General features: G+C 70.8%; 12 protein-coding genes and 1 tRNA gene. 7 read left to right on the top strand and 6 right to left on the bottom strand.

Annotated features, from left to right (window positions below; genetic code table 11):
- Positions 1 to 120 precede the first annotated feature (120 nt).
- Positions 121 to 855, top strand: a complete 735-nt coding sequence (locus tag OG842_RS27030; protein ID WP_266733271.1) for a TerD family protein — start codon at positions 121 to 123, stop codon at positions 853 to 855.
- A gap of 74 nt (positions 856 to 929) precedes the next feature.
- On the opposite strand, the gene OG842_RS27035 is transcribed toward OG842_RS27030, so the two are convergent.
- Positions 930 to 1790: a TerD family protein gene (locus OG842_RS27035; protein ID WP_266733273.1), complete on the bottom strand. Its 861-nt coding sequence runs from the start codon at positions 1788 to 1790 to the stop codon at positions 930 to 932.
- 220 nt (positions 1791 to 2010) lie between these two features.
- Here OG842_RS27035 and OG842_RS27040 point away from each other — a divergent pair, with 220 nt between their 5' ends.
- From OG842_RS27040 to OG842_RS27055, 4 genes are all read left to right on the top strand, one after another.
- Complete coding sequence (locus tag OG842_RS27040) at positions 2011 to 3174, top strand: HpcH/HpaI aldolase/citrate lyase family protein (RefSeq protein WP_266733274.1); 1164 nt, start codon at positions 2011 to 2013, stop codon at positions 3172 to 3174.
- Between the two features lie 74 nt (positions 3175 to 3248).
- Positions 3249 to 5756 carry a phosphoribosyltransferase gene (locus tag OG842_RS27045; RefSeq protein ID WP_266733275.1) on the top strand — a complete coding sequence of 836 codons (2508 nt, stop codon included), beginning with the start codon at positions 3249 to 3251 and terminating at the stop codon, positions 5754 to 5756.
- Positions 5753 to 6619, top strand: a complete 867-nt coding sequence (locus OG842_RS27050) for an HAD family hydrolase (RefSeq protein ID WP_266733276.1) — start codon at positions 5753 to 5755, stop codon at positions 6617 to 6619. The genes OG842_RS27045 and OG842_RS27050 overlap by 4 nt, the downstream gene beginning before the upstream one ends.
- Before the next feature lie 47 nt (positions 6620 to 6666).
- Positions 6667 to 7326 carry an O-methyltransferase gene (locus tag OG842_RS27055; RefSeq protein ID WP_266733277.1) on the top strand — a complete coding sequence of 220 codons (660 nt, stop codon included), beginning with the start codon at positions 6667 to 6669 and terminating at the stop codon, positions 7324 to 7326.
- 27 nt (positions 7327 to 7353) lie between these two features.
- Here the strand turns inward: OG842_RS27055 and OG842_RS27060 are convergent, their stop codons facing one another.
- The 4 genes from OG842_RS27060 to OG842_RS27075 form a co-directional block, all read right to left on the bottom strand.
- Positions 7354 to 7584 carry an FmdB family zinc ribbon protein gene (locus OG842_RS27060; protein WP_266733278.1) on the bottom strand — a complete coding sequence of 77 codons (231 nt, stop codon included), beginning with the start codon at positions 7582 to 7584 and terminating at the stop codon, positions 7354 to 7356.
- 52 nt (positions 7585 to 7636) lie between these two features.
- Positions 7637 to 8227 (bottom strand): DUF4383 domain-containing protein, encoded by a 591-nt coding sequence (locus OG842_RS27065; RefSeq protein ID WP_266733280.1) that lies wholly within the window; start codon positions 8225 to 8227, stop codon positions 7637 to 7639.
- Positions 8228 to 8435: 208 nt separating this feature from the next.
- A complete protein-coding gene (locus tag OG842_RS27070) occupies positions 8436 to 9803 on the bottom strand; it encodes a hypothetical protein (RefSeq protein WP_266733281.1) in 1368 nt (455 codons plus the stop codon).
- A gap of 71 nt (positions 9804 to 9874) precedes the next feature.
- Positions 9875 to 10639 carry a DUF4097 family beta strand repeat-containing protein gene (locus OG842_RS27075; RefSeq protein ID WP_443064011.1) on the bottom strand — a complete coding sequence of 255 codons (765 nt, stop codon included), beginning with the start codon at positions 10637 to 10639 and terminating at the stop codon, positions 9875 to 9877.
- A 210-nt stretch (positions 10640 to 10849) separates the two neighbouring features.
- On the opposite strand from OG842_RS27075, the gene OG842_RS27080 reads away from it, so the two are divergent.
- Positions 10850 to 10924: transfer RNA gene (locus OG842_RS27080), tRNA-Val, on the top strand.
- A 223-nt stretch (positions 10925 to 11147) separates the two neighbouring features.
- Here OG842_RS27080 and OG842_RS27085 read toward each other — a convergent pair.
- Positions 11148 to 11660 (bottom strand): helix-turn-helix transcriptional regulator, encoded by a 513-nt coding sequence (locus tag OG842_RS27085; protein ID WP_266733283.1) that lies wholly within the window; start codon positions 11658 to 11660, stop codon positions 11148 to 11150.
- 215 nt (positions 11661 to 11875) lie between these two features.
- On the opposite strand from OG842_RS27085, the gene OG842_RS27090 reads away from it, so the two are divergent.
- Positions 11876 to 12328: a helix-turn-helix domain-containing protein gene (locus OG842_RS27090; RefSeq protein WP_266733284.1), complete on the top strand. Its 453-nt coding sequence runs from the start codon at positions 11876 to 11878 to the stop codon at positions 12326 to 12328.
- Positions 12329 to 12384: the final 56 nt, after the last annotated feature.

Genomic DNA, 12384 nt, shown 5'->3' on the forward strand with positions numbered 1-12384 from the left:
GTTCTCCGGAGACATCCGGACCCGGCCCCACGGCCGCCCCGCAGTGATGTGGTCCCGCCCTGGGCGCGGGACGGCCGTGGGACCGGGGCACTTTTCTACCGAGATGCATGGGGGTTGGGGATGGCGTTCTGGGACGGCCTGTGGCCGCGGCGGGAGGCACAGTTCGAGTCGGGGAGCGCGGCGACCAGCTCCATCGTGCTGTCCCGGCGGCACGCCACGGTCTCGCTCACCAAACAGGGGGCGCTGACCGGCAATCTGCGGGTCAACCTCTCCTGGCAGATGCGTACGTCGGACATCATGGGCCGGTCACGGCAGAGCGGCCGACTGCTGCGGCCGATGAAGCTCTTCCAGCCCGATGTGGTCCAGGCGCACACCCAGGGCATGGTCAACGTCGACCTGGACCTGGGCTGCATGTACGAGCTGAAGGACGGCACCAAGGGTGTGGTCCAGCCGCTGGGCAACCTCATGGGCGATCTGAACGGGCCGCCGTACATCCGGCTCAGCGGGGACGACCGCTTCGGGGCGCCGTCGGGCGAGACCGTCTACGTCAATCTCGACCAGCGCGACCAGATCAAACGGCTGCTGTTCTTCGTCTACATCTACGACCAGACGCCGGCCTTCGACCGTACGCACGCCAAGGTGACGCTCTACCCGGGCAACGGCCCGCGGATCGAGATCGAGCTCGACGAGCACGCCCCCGAAGCCCGCTCCTGCGCCGTGTTCACGATGGAGAACATAAAGGACGAGCTGATCGTGCGGCGCGAGGTGAGGTTCGTCTACGGATTCCAGTCGGAGCTGGACCGGCTGTACGGCTTCGGCATGCAGTGGGGACGCGGCTACAAGTCCCGGACCTGAGCGGACCGGCCCCGGCTTCCGCCTCCCCCTTTCTCCTTCTCCTCCTGTTTCTCTTCCCCTGTTTCGCTTCCGCCTCAGGACCGTACGAACTGCGGTCCCTGCGGGGGCAGCACGAAATTCGGGTCCGGGGCGGGTGCCGCGGCTGCGGCCGGCTGCGGATAGCCGTGGGCCGGCCGGGCGGCGGCGGGCTGCGGGTACCCGTACGCGGGCTGGGCCGCCGCGGGCTGCGGATAGCCGTACGCGGGCTGCTGGTGCTGGACCGTGGCCTGTGCGTCGGGGTCGGGCACCGCCGGAGGGAACTGCGGCGCGGGCGGGAACCCGGGCGCTGTCAGCGGCGCGGGAGAGGGGGCCGCCGCGTGCGACGGTCCGGGCGACGGAGCCGGTTCGGCCGCCGTCTCGTCGACCGAGATGCCGAAGGCGGTCGCCAGACCGACCAGACCGGTCGGATAGCCCTGCCCCACGGCCCGGAATTTCCAGCCATCGCCGCGCCGGTAGAGCTCGCCGCAGATGATCGCCGTCTCCTCGCCGGTCTCCGGCCGCACGTCGAAGACCGCGAGCGGCTCCCCGCCGGCCGACGCCGAGTCGTACAGCAGGATGCGCAGATCGCTCACCTGAGCGAATGCGGCGCCGTCGGAGGACGCGGCGACGACCACCTGCTCGACCGAGGCGTCCAGCCCGCCCAGATCGGCCTCGATGGTGTCCGTGAGTCCCTCGGGGAGGCTGCGCTTCGGCAGCCGTCGTACCAGGCCGGAGGGGTGGCGGGGCTGGTTGTAGAAGACGAAGTCCTCGTCCGAGCGCACGCGGCCACCGGCTCCGAGCAGCAGGGCCGAGGCGTCCACATCGGGAACTCCGGTGCCCGGGGTCCAGCACAGCACGGCCCGTACGGCCATGGCGTCCAGAGGGACGTTCGAACCTTTCACCATCGCGTGCGTCATGCCCGTCATCCTGCCTGCTGGCTGCCCGCGCGGACAACGTGGGGGCCGTACCCGATGTCTCCGGGGTGTGCCGGAAGCACATGGCCCGAGGCGCTCCGAACCGTCGGGAAATGGACGAGTTACCCGGAATTCATGCACGTGGGGAACTGTTGACACCCGTCCGTACGTACTATTACCGGCCACGCGTTTTCCGGCCGGTCGTTCAGTTCGGGGGAGTTACATGCGTCATTTCGGGCATATTGCGCCCGCTGCGAGGAAGGGTCTGTTCTTCCAGGAGCCGTGCGAGTTCGGTCCGGATTCGTCGGCCCGCGTGCTGTCGGCCGCCCTGGGCGCGACCCTGTACAGCCCTGCCACCCGTCCCAGGCTTGCTGACGACGTCGTCAAGCAGGCCGGGCGCGGTGTCGTATCGATGGTGCTGTGCCTGGAGGATTCGATCGACGACTCCGAGGTCGCCGGGGCCGAGGAGAACCTGGTCAGACAGTTCGCCGATCTCGATGCGAGCAGCGTCGAGGTGCCGCTGCTCTTCATCCGGGTCCGCGAGCCGGGCCAGATAGGTGACCTGGTGCACCGCCTCGGTGACACCGTCCGCATGTTGTCTGGTTTTGTACTTCCAAAGTTCAATGAAGAGCGTGGCGTGCCTTTCATGGAGGCGCTTGCCAACGCGGAAAAGGCATGCGGGCGGCGCCTGTTCGCGATGCCCGTTCTCGAATCGCCCGAGCTGCTGCATCTGGAGACCCGGGGCGAAACTCTCCAGGGAATTGCCCGCACCGTCGACAAATACCGCGACCGGGTGCTCGCGCTGCGGCTCGGCGTCACCGACTTCTGCTCGGCGTACGGACTGCGCAGGGCGCCCGACATGACGGCGTACGACGTCCAGATCGTCGGCGCCGTCATCGCCGACGTGGTCAATGTGCTGGGCCGGGCGGACGGCACCGGCTTCACGATCACCGGGCCGGTGTGGGAGTACTTCCGGCTCCAGGAGCGCATGTTCAAGCCCCAGCTGCGCCGCAGCCCCTTCCTGGAGGGCCGGGCCGAGGAACTGCGCACGGCGCTGATCGAGCACGACCTGGACGGCCTGCTGCGCGAGATCGAGCTCGACCGGGCCAACGGTCTGCTCGGCAAGACCTGCATCCACCCCTCGCACGTCGCGCCCGTGCACGCGCTGTCCGTGGTCAGCCACGAGGAGTACAGCGACGCGAAGGACATCCTGCGGCCGGAGCGCGGCGGCGGTGGCGTGATGCGCTCCGCGTACACGAACAAGATGAACGAGGTGAAGCCGCACCGGGCCTGGGCCGAGCGGACCCTGCTGCGGGCCGAGGTCTTCGGCGTGGCCAGGCAGGACGTCGGCTTCGTGGAACTGCTGGCCGCGGGCCTCGCGGAGTGAGCGGGCATCCGGCGAGGACGGCGAAAGAGCCGGCAAGGACGGCAAGGACGACCAAGGAGAAGGAGACGGCGGACGTGGTGTGGTCGGGCAGCTGGGTGGCGGAGCGACTGGGCGTCGAGCTCGTCGGCGACGGGAGGCCCGACGGCGACGGAGAGCTGAAGGACCTGCTGGGCCTCGCCCTGCGCCGCAACCCCAAGCGGGCCCACCTCCTCGTGTCGAACGTGCTCGGCAAGCACGTGCCGCAGAAGCCCTCCGTGGTCTACGGCACCGGATTCGAGCTCGGCCGACGGGTGCGCGAACTCCTCGGTGACGCCGAGGCGCGCCGGGCCGTCGTGCTCGGTTACGCGGAGACGGCCACCGGCCTCGGCCACGCGGTCGCCGACGGGCTGGGCGTGGCACCGTACCTCCACTCGACCCGCCGCCCCGTCGAGGGCGTGGCAAGGGCGGGCGGCTTCGAGGAGTCCCACTCGCACGCCACCTCGCACCTGCTGCTCCCGGAGGACCCGGCACTACTGGCCGGCGACCGCGGCCCGGCGGGCGTGGACACGGAGACGGACGCGCCGCTGGTGCTGGTGGACGACGAGTTCTCCACGGGCAACACCGTGCTCAACACCATCCGCGCACTGCACGAGCGGTATCCGCGGAGCCGTTACGTCATCGTCGCCCTGGTGGACATGAGGTCGCCGGCCGACCGGGGACGGCTTGCCGGGTTCGCCGCGGAGATCGGCGCCCGCGTCGACCTGGTGGCGCGCGGCTCGGGCACGGTCACCCTCCCGGAGGGCGTGCTGGCGAAGGGCCAGGCACTGGTCGCCGCGCACGAGTCCGAGCCTGAGGGTGCCACGGCGCACGGAGCGGCCGGTTCCGCAGGTCCCGCCGCCCCCGGCTCCAGGCCCTGCACCCGGGTGGATCTCCGGTGGCCCGCCGGTGTGCCCGACGGCGGACGGCACGGCTTCACCCCCGCCCACCGGGCCGTCCTGGAACCCGCCCTGCCCGCCATGGCCGCCCGCATAGCCGGAGCCCTGGGCGACGCCCGCCGCGTACTGGTCCTCGGCTTCGAGGAGCTGATGTACGCCCCCCTCCGGCTGGGCACGGCCCTGGAGGACCACACCGACGCCGAGGTGCGCTACTCCACCACCACGCGTTCCCCCGTCCTCGCCGTGGACGACCCGGGCTACGCGATACGGACCCGGCTGGTCTTCCCGGCCCACGACAACCCGGCCGACGGGCCCGGCGACCGGTACGCGTACAACGTCGCGGGCGCCGGATTCGACGCCGTGGTGCTCGCCGTCGACTCCGCCGCCGACACCCCCGAACTGCACGCCCCCGACGGCCTGCTGGCGCAGCTCGCCGCGCACACCGACCACGTCCTGCTCGCGGTCGTCCCCTCGTACGTCCCGTCGCACCCCCACCCGCACGCCCCCGAACGGCAGGAACCCCCCGTGCTGCCCGAGCCCCTCCGCGGCCCCGCCTTCTCCTCCTACGCGCCCGACGAGGTCGGCTGGCTGCTCCAGGACCTCTCGGACACCGAGCTGGAGGCGCCCACCGAGGAACGCGAGGAGGCGATACAGAGCGGCGGCGCCCACTACGCCGAGTCGCTGCCCGTCGAGTACCAGCCGTCCGCCGAGTACCAGAAGCTGTTCAAGGCGGCGCTGGAGCTGTCGGCCGCCCGCGTCGCCCGCGCCGTCGGCACCGTCACCGAGACGGTCCTCGCCGAGCGCGGCCCCCGCCCGGTCCTGGTCTCGCTCGCCAGGGCCGGCACGCCCGTCGGCGTACTGATGCGCCGCTGGGCCCGGCACCGGCACGGCATCGACCTGCCGCACTACGCCGTCTCCATCGTGCGGGGCCGCGGCATCGACGCCAACGCCCTGCGCTGGCTGGCCGCCCACCACGACCCGGCGGACGTCGTCTTCGTCGACGGCTGGACCGGCAAGGGCGCGATCACCCGCGAACTGTCCGCGGCGCTCGACGGGTTCGACGGGTTCGACCCGGAGATCGCGGTACTGGCCGACCCGGGAGGCTGCGTCCGTACCTACGGCACCCGCGAGGACTTCCTCATCCCGTCCGCCTGCCTCAACTCCACCGTCTCCGGGCTGATCTCGCGGACCGTCCTGCGCGCCGACCTGGTCGGCCCCGAGGACTTCCACGGTGCGAAGTTCTACCGGGAGCTCGCGGACACCGATGTGTCCGGCCACTTCCTCGACACCGTCGCCGCGCACTTCGACGAGGTCGTCGACGCCGTGGACGCCGAGGCCAAGGAGCTGCTCGCGGCCGATCGCGCGCCCACCTGGGAGGGCTGGGCCGCCGTGGAGCGCATCAGCGAGGAGTACGGCATCCACGACGTGAACCTCGTCAAGCCGGGCGTCGGCGAGACGACCCGCGTACTGCTGCGCCGCGTCCCGTGGAAGATCCTCGCCGACCGGGGGGCGGGCGCGGACCTCGACCACATCCGTCTGCTGGCCGAGCAGCGGGGCGTACCGGTGGAGGAGGTCGACGGACTCCCGTACAGCTGCGTCGGTCTGATCCACCCGAAGTACACCAGGGGCGCGACCGGCGCTGACGGCAAGGCGGTGGAGTCCAAGTGACCACCCCCGCGTCCCGGCCCCCGGCGACGGCCGATGCCGGCGCCCCCGTCACGCTCGTCGCCAGCGACCTCGACCGCACCCTGATCTACTCCACGGCAGCGCTCCAGCTCGCCATGCCGGACGCCGCGGCCCCCCAGCTGCTCTGCGTGGAGGTGTACGACCACAAGCCGCTCTCCTACCTGACGGAGACGGCCGCGGCACTGCTGGACGAACTGGCCCGCACCACGGTCTTCGTCCCGACCACCACCCGCACCCGCGAGCAGTACGGACGCATCCATCTGCCCGGTCCCGCACCCCGGTTCGCGATCTGCGCCAACGGCGGACACCTGCTCGTCGACGGCGAGTCCGACCCCGACTGGCAGCGGCAGGTGGCCCGCAGGCTCGCCGAGGAATCCGCGCCCCTCGCCGAGGTCCGCGCCCACCTCCTGGCCGCAGCCGACCCCGCCTGGCTGCTCAAGGAACGGGTCGCCGAGGACCTCTTCGCCTACCTCGTGGTGGAACGCCCGCTACTGCCCGAGGACTGGGTCAAGGAACTGGGGGAGTGGGCGCTGACGCGCGGCTGGACGGTCTCCCTCCAGGGCCGCAAGATCTACGCCGTTCCGGGCCCGCTCACCAAGAGCGCCGCCATGAACGAGGTGGCCCGGCGCACCGGCGCCACGCTCACCCTCGCCGCCGGCGACAGCCTCCTGGACGCCGATCTGCTCCTCGCCGCCGACCGCGCCTGGCGCCCGGCCCATGGCGAACTGGCCGACACCGGCTGGAGCGCCCCGCACGCCGAGGTGACGGCCGAGCGAGGGGTGGCGGCGGGCGAGGAGATCCTCCGGCACTTCCTCCGGGCCGCCGGCGAGGCAAGATCGTCCTGACGCCGGGCGGCGAGGCCGCCGGCCGATCGACGGACGAGGAGCGCAGGATGACCAAGGGCAACGAAACCAAAATCACGGACGAGCTGTACGCGTACATGCTGGCGCACAACCCACCGCTCGACCCGGTGCAGCGCGAGCTCGTCGAGACCACGTACGCACGCCTGCCCGAGCACGCCGGCATGCAGTCGGCCGAGGAACAGGGACCGCTGCTCGCCTTCCTCGTCCGGCTGACCGGGGCCCGGCACATCGTGGAGGTCGGGACGTTCACCGGGTTCTCCGCGCTGTCGATGGCGCAGGCCCTGCCCGCCGACGGACGGCTGATCGCCTGCGACATCTCGGAGGAGTGGACCGCCTACGGCCGGGAGGCCTGGGAGAAGGCGGGCGTCGCGGACCGGATCGAGCTCCGTATCGCCCCCGCGCTCGACACCCTGCGGGCGATGCCGGCCGAGCCGCACATCGACCTCGCCTACCTGGACGCGGACAAGGGCAACTACATCCCGTACTGGGAGGAGCTGGTGCCCCGGATGCGGCAGGGCGGCCTGATCGTCACGGACAACGTGCTCTTCCACGGCGCGGTGACCGCCCCGGACGCGACCGGCGCGGCGGCGGCGATCAAGGAGTTCAACGAGCACGTGGCCGCCGATCAGCGGATGGACAGCGTGCTGCTGACCGTGTCCGACGGCCTGACCCTCTCCCGCAGGCGTTAGGAGCCCGCCCGGCGCATCCCGCCGCGCTCAGCCGCAGCAGCCCCCACCGCAGCACCCGCCACCGCCGCCCCCGCCACCGGCCGACGGGGCGGCGGGAGCGGACTTGGCGGACGACCCGCCGACGGCCACGGTGGAGAGCAGCTTCACGGTGTCGGCGTGCCCGGCGGGGCAGGAGGCCGGGTCGGAGGACTGGGCCATCGGGCGGCTGAGTTCGAACGTGTCTCCGCAGGAGCGGCAGCGGAATTCGTAACGAGGCATGGCCCCAGGCTAACCGCGACCGCGGGCTCAGGGGCAGCTCAGGGGGCAAGACTCAGGGGTCACGCCGGACGACCGGCATCGGCGGCGTGGTCGCCCTCCGGCTCAGCCGCATTTCCCGCGCGGCCTCCTCGGGGTGGCGTGCCCGCCAGTACGGGTTGTCGTGCGGAAGACCGCCGCTGACCCGCCCGTACATCCCGAAGACCATCAGCATCAGGCCGACCACAAAGCTGAACAGCACGTTCTGCATGTGGAAGGCGAGGAAGTTGTAGTCGGTCTCCAGCAGCGCGAGATTGACGAAGCCGCTGAGGATGAAGGCGATGCCCAGAATCATGTTGAGCGTCGAGGCGAAGTTGCCGCCGATCACCATCCCGATGAACAGGAGCAGGCCGACGCAGATGGACAGGACGCTCAGCGCGCCGTTGGTGTTGAGGCCCGCGACGGTGGCTCCGCCGGTGTTGAAGAAACCGATCTTGTCGATCAGCCCCAGGACACCGAAGGCGAGCAGCACCAGCCCCATCAGCCCCGCTCCGACCCGATAGACGCGGCTGAGCCGGTGATCGACCGGCAGATGCTTGTCCAGCCGGGTGGCCTTGCGGCGGCGAGAGGCCCGTCGCCCAGTGGTATGCAGCACGTGGGTGGCCATGTCGGTCGTCTCCTTCGGGCGTACTACCAGGATCCGCCCAAGGCGTTGCCACCGCACACCAGAGCCCCATGGCGAGCGCGGCCGGCACGGCTCGGCCGCCTGCACCCCGCAGGCCGCACCGCACAGCCGGCACCGCTCGACCAGCACCGCGCGGCCGGCACGGTTCGGCCGCCTGCACCCCGCAGGCCGCATGCGCAGCCGGCACCGCTCAGGCGCCCGCCCCGCGCTCCTCACGGATCTCGGAGACCACCCGCGCGGCCGTCCGCCGCACCGCGTCGGTCTCGGTCAGGAAGTGCCAGTAGTCGGGGTGACGCCCGTCGAGCCCGGCGACGGCGCGGTCCAGCCGGGCCACGGCATCGTCCAGCGGTCGGGCATGGCGCGGATCGGGCGTGCTCCGGCCGTCCATGGCCAGGCGCTGCGCGTCGCGGACCGCGAACCGGGTCCGCTGGATCTCCTGCTGCGGATCCTTGGCCACGCCGTCCAGCTGGTGCAGCCGGTCACCGGCCGCGGACACCGCCTCGTCCGTCGCGTTCAGCAAGGCGCGGACCGTGCTCAGCCGGGACGTCGCATCGGCCCACCGCTGCTCGTCCCGCGCCTGGGCGGCCTCCTTCAGCTTCTCCTCGGCCTGCCGCACATTGACGGCCGCCTGCTCGGGAACGGGCTGGAGGTCCTGCCAGCACGCCGCCGAGAACCGCCGCCGCAACTCGCTCAGCACCGGCTCCACCGACCCCGCCCGGGTCGTCAACGCCTGGGCGCGCGTACGCAACGACACCAGCCGGTGGTCGATCTCGGCGGCCCGCTCGGGCAGCTTGGCCGCCTCGGCCCGTACCGCCTCCGCATCGCGCAGCACCCGATCGGCACGCTGCAGGGTCTCCGCGACGCCGTGCCGGCCGGCGCCCTGGTTGAGCTTGGTCAGCTCGGGGGCGAGAGCCGCCAGCCGGGCGGCGAGATCATCCGCCCGCAGCCCGGACGCGCGCACCGTGTCGAGAGCGTTGCTCGCACCCAGCAGAGCCTGCCGGGCCCGCTCCACGGCGGGCGCGAGCCGCGCGAGCTGCGTCTCCGCACTGCCCAGCAGCGGACCGAGCCCCTGCGCGAACCGGTCCAGCTCGGCCTTGACCCGTACCAGCTCGTCCTTGGCCGTGGTCAGCTCGGCCCGCGCGCGGGAGGCGACCGAGTGCTCCAGATCGTCCCGGTCCAGGTCGTGCGCGTCGACTGCCGTGATGTACGTATGGCTGACCTCGTCGATCCGCCGCCCGAGAGCGGCGAAGTCGTCCACGGCCTTGCGCGCGGCGGGCGAGCTGTCCACCGCGGTGATCGTCTCGATGGAGATCCGCAGATCGCGCTGGGCCGTGTCCAGCTCGTAGAAGGCCGAGGCGGCGGCGTCCTTCGCGGCCTGCGCCTCGGCGCGCTGACTCTCCCCGCGCCCGCCGAACCAGCGCCTCGTACCACCACCCGCGAAGGCGGCCGGCAACGCGGCGGCGAGCAGCGGCACCGGCAACAGCATCAGCACGAAGACGTCCCTGACGGCGGAAACCCCACCCGCTCTCGCCCGCGGCTGCGCGTGTGTCGCCGTCACATCCCTCTCCCGTGCCGTTTCGCCCTGCCCGGTACATTCTCCCACCAGGTAAGGACGAACACACGGGCCGGTTAGTTCACGCTTCGGACGGTGACTTCGCCGTTGTCGCTCCGGGCCTTCACCACATGACCGCTGCCCTTGCCGCGCGGCACGTCCACCGAGGTGCGCCCGTTGTCGGCGGCGGCGTCCACCGCGTACTTCACGGAGCCGCCCGGAAGGCCGATGGTGATCGCCCCGTTGTCGCTCACGGTGTCCACGAGATCCGGCACGGCGGTGAACCCCAGCCGGATGCTGCCGTTGTCCGACCGCGCCGACACGGACCCGGCCGAGATCCCCTCGGCGACGATGGCACCGTTGTCGCTGGCCAGCCTGAGCGGCCCGGTGGAGTCCCGGACGGTCACCTTGCCGTTGTCGGCGGTGAGCGTGAGCGGCGTACGGAACCCGGAGGCGACGATCTTCCCGTCGTTCCCCTCCACGACCACCGCCACCCCGCGCGGCACCTTCACCTGATGCTCCACAGCACAGTCACTGATCAGCGCATCGCACTTCACCCCGAGCGTGAGGGTGCCGTGCTGCATCTCCCACCGGGGCTCGGGCCCGTCCCCGAACATCACCCAACCGTCGACCCGCCGGGTCACCTCGACCTTCTGCACATCGGCCGGCACGAGCTCCAGCGAGGACTGCCCGGAGCGGATGGTCAGCGTCTTCCCGCTCAACGCGAACGACTTGTGCTCGGCAGGCGCGTCGCTGACATCCGTACTGCCACAACCGGAAAGAACAAGAGCCATGAGCACGGCGCCACCGGACGCGATGAGAGTGCGGGTACGGACTGCCACGATGATCTTTCCCCCAGGTCGTACGGCGGACGCTCCGATTCTGCGACCCTCACCGTACGTACGCCCCCGCCCCCACCAGAATCCGGACGGCCACCGTACGGGGGTGGGGATAACCCCCGCCCTCGCACGTCGAGGGGCTTCCTGTTCGCTGCTGCCGGGAATCGTTTGTGACCACGGGCCGTAGTCCATGTACGCTGTTGCCTCATCCACGGGTGCGTAGCTCAGGGGTAGAGCGCTGCTCTTACAAAGCAGATGTCGGCGGTTCGAAACCGTCCGCGCCCACCAGCCAGAAAAGAAACCCCAGGTCAGGGCTCACCTGACCTGGGGTTTCTTCATGCCTACGTTCTGACCCCGTGCTGAGTACGTAATGCCAACACACCCAGTACGGGGTGCCGTCCCCTAAATCTCTCCTACGGAACGACCAGGAACCCGCAGGTCAGACCGCGGATTCCCCGCACAACGAAGCGGCCCGCCCCTAATTGGGGCGGGCCGCTTCTTCGCGTCCGAACTACGCGACCGACTCCGGCGGCTCGTCAGTGTCAACGCGCACCTCAATCTCGTGCAGTTGCGGCTGCGCCCGCCGCCACGCTTCCAGAGCGGCCTGGATCTCCTCGGGCGACCCGCCCTCCTTGCCGCGGGCGACGACAACGGCCTGCCCGCCACCGGGCAGCCGGATCACCATCGTGTCCAGCAGCGGGCCGGACGCCAGCTCTTCGGCCACGCGGAGGGGGAGACCGTCAGGGACAGGGGCGCCTGGCTCGGAGGTGGCTGATTCCGAGTCAGCCGTGCGGGTCGGCTCGCCGCCGGCCAGCACCTGCTCCACGCTGTCGTCAGTCCAGCCGACGAGGCGGGCATAGGCCCGGTGTGTCGGAGTGACCCTGCCGAAAGCCTTGCCGCGCTCGATGTTCTGCACGGTGGCACGCGAGACGTCGAGGGCGCGCTGCACATCGTCCTGCGTCAGTCGCGGCTCGTGTGTGGCGCGTGCGGCCTTGAATGCCTCGCCTAGGCGTACCCAGTCCATGAGTCCTCATCATGCCCCATCGGTAGGCCCACCGATAGCTCAGCTTTGAGTCTTTGACCTGCATATAGGTAGGCATATGCCGCTCACTCCGGCGCACAAATTGGTTCATCTGTGCGCCCCACTTGCTACCTGGTGCCTACATCAGTGTTAGTGCGGGCTCAAAAAGTAGGCATGGAGGGTTGCATGGGTATGCCCAAGGGCCTACTGTTTGAGCTGTGAGACCGCACGGACCCGCATTCAAAGCCCTCCGCAAGGCTCAAGGTTTGAGCCTTCGCGGGCTACAGGACGCCACTGGACTCGATCGCCGCTACCTCTCGCGCCTGGAGAGAGCGGAGGTCGGCGCCATCGCGGCGGAGCGGGCCGATGCGCTCGCCGGCGCCCTCGGGGTGCCGACCGAAGCCATCGCTGATGAAGGAGATCCCACCGTGACCGCCGAGGCCATCGAGGCGCCCGTCGTCGACCTCGACGACGAGCTCAAGCGCTACACCCCCGAGCAGATCGCAGAGCTGGGCTGGCTCCCCTGGTCCGCTCGCAAGATCAAGGAACTGGCGTACGCCCGCGAGATCTACGCGCACCGCGACGGTGGCCGAATCACGCTCACCCGCGAGGACGTCCGACGCACGTCGGTCCTCGGCGCGATCGAGCCGTTTCAGGGCCCCGCCGCCTGACCCATCACGTACAGCGGGGCCGCACAGACCATGCCCGGTCCGGCGACCCCTCGGCA

This window comes from Streptomyces sp. NBC_00376 (assembly GCF_036077095.1).
Taxonomy (GTDB): domain Bacteria; phylum Actinomycetota; class Actinomycetes; order Streptomycetales; family Streptomycetaceae; genus Streptomyces.

What these genes read in the sequence shown, in the direction of transcription:
- OG842_RS27035 (WP_266733273.1), bottom strand. Translation starts at nt 1,790, where the DNA reads ATGACGCACGCGATGGTGAAAGGTTCGAACGTCCCTCTGGACGCCATG.
- OG842_RS27085 (WP_266733283.1), bottom strand. Translation starts at nt 11,660, where the DNA reads ATGGACTGGGTACGCCTAGGCGAGGCATTCAAGGCCGCACGCGCCACA.
- OG842_RS27055 (WP_266733277.1), top strand. Translation starts at nt 6,667, where the DNA reads ATGACCAAGGGCAACGAAACCAAAATCACGGACGAGCTGTACGCGTAC.
- OG842_RS27040 (WP_266733274.1), top strand. Translation starts at nt 2,011, where the DNA reads ATGCGTCATTTCGGGCATATTGCGCCCGCTGCGAGGAAGGGTCTGTTC.
- OG842_RS27065 (WP_266733280.1), bottom strand. Translation starts at nt 8,227, where the DNA reads ATGGCCACCCACGTGCTGCATACCACTGGGCGACGGGCCTCTCGCCGC.
- OG842_RS27060 (WP_266733278.1), bottom strand. Translation starts at nt 7,584, where the DNA reads ATGCCTCGTTACGAATTCCGCTGCCGCTCCTGCGGAGACACGTTCGAA.
- OG842_RS27030 (WP_266733271.1), top strand. Translation starts at nt 121, where the DNA reads ATGGCGTTCTGGGACGGCCTGTGGCCGCGGCGGGAGGCACAGTTCGAG.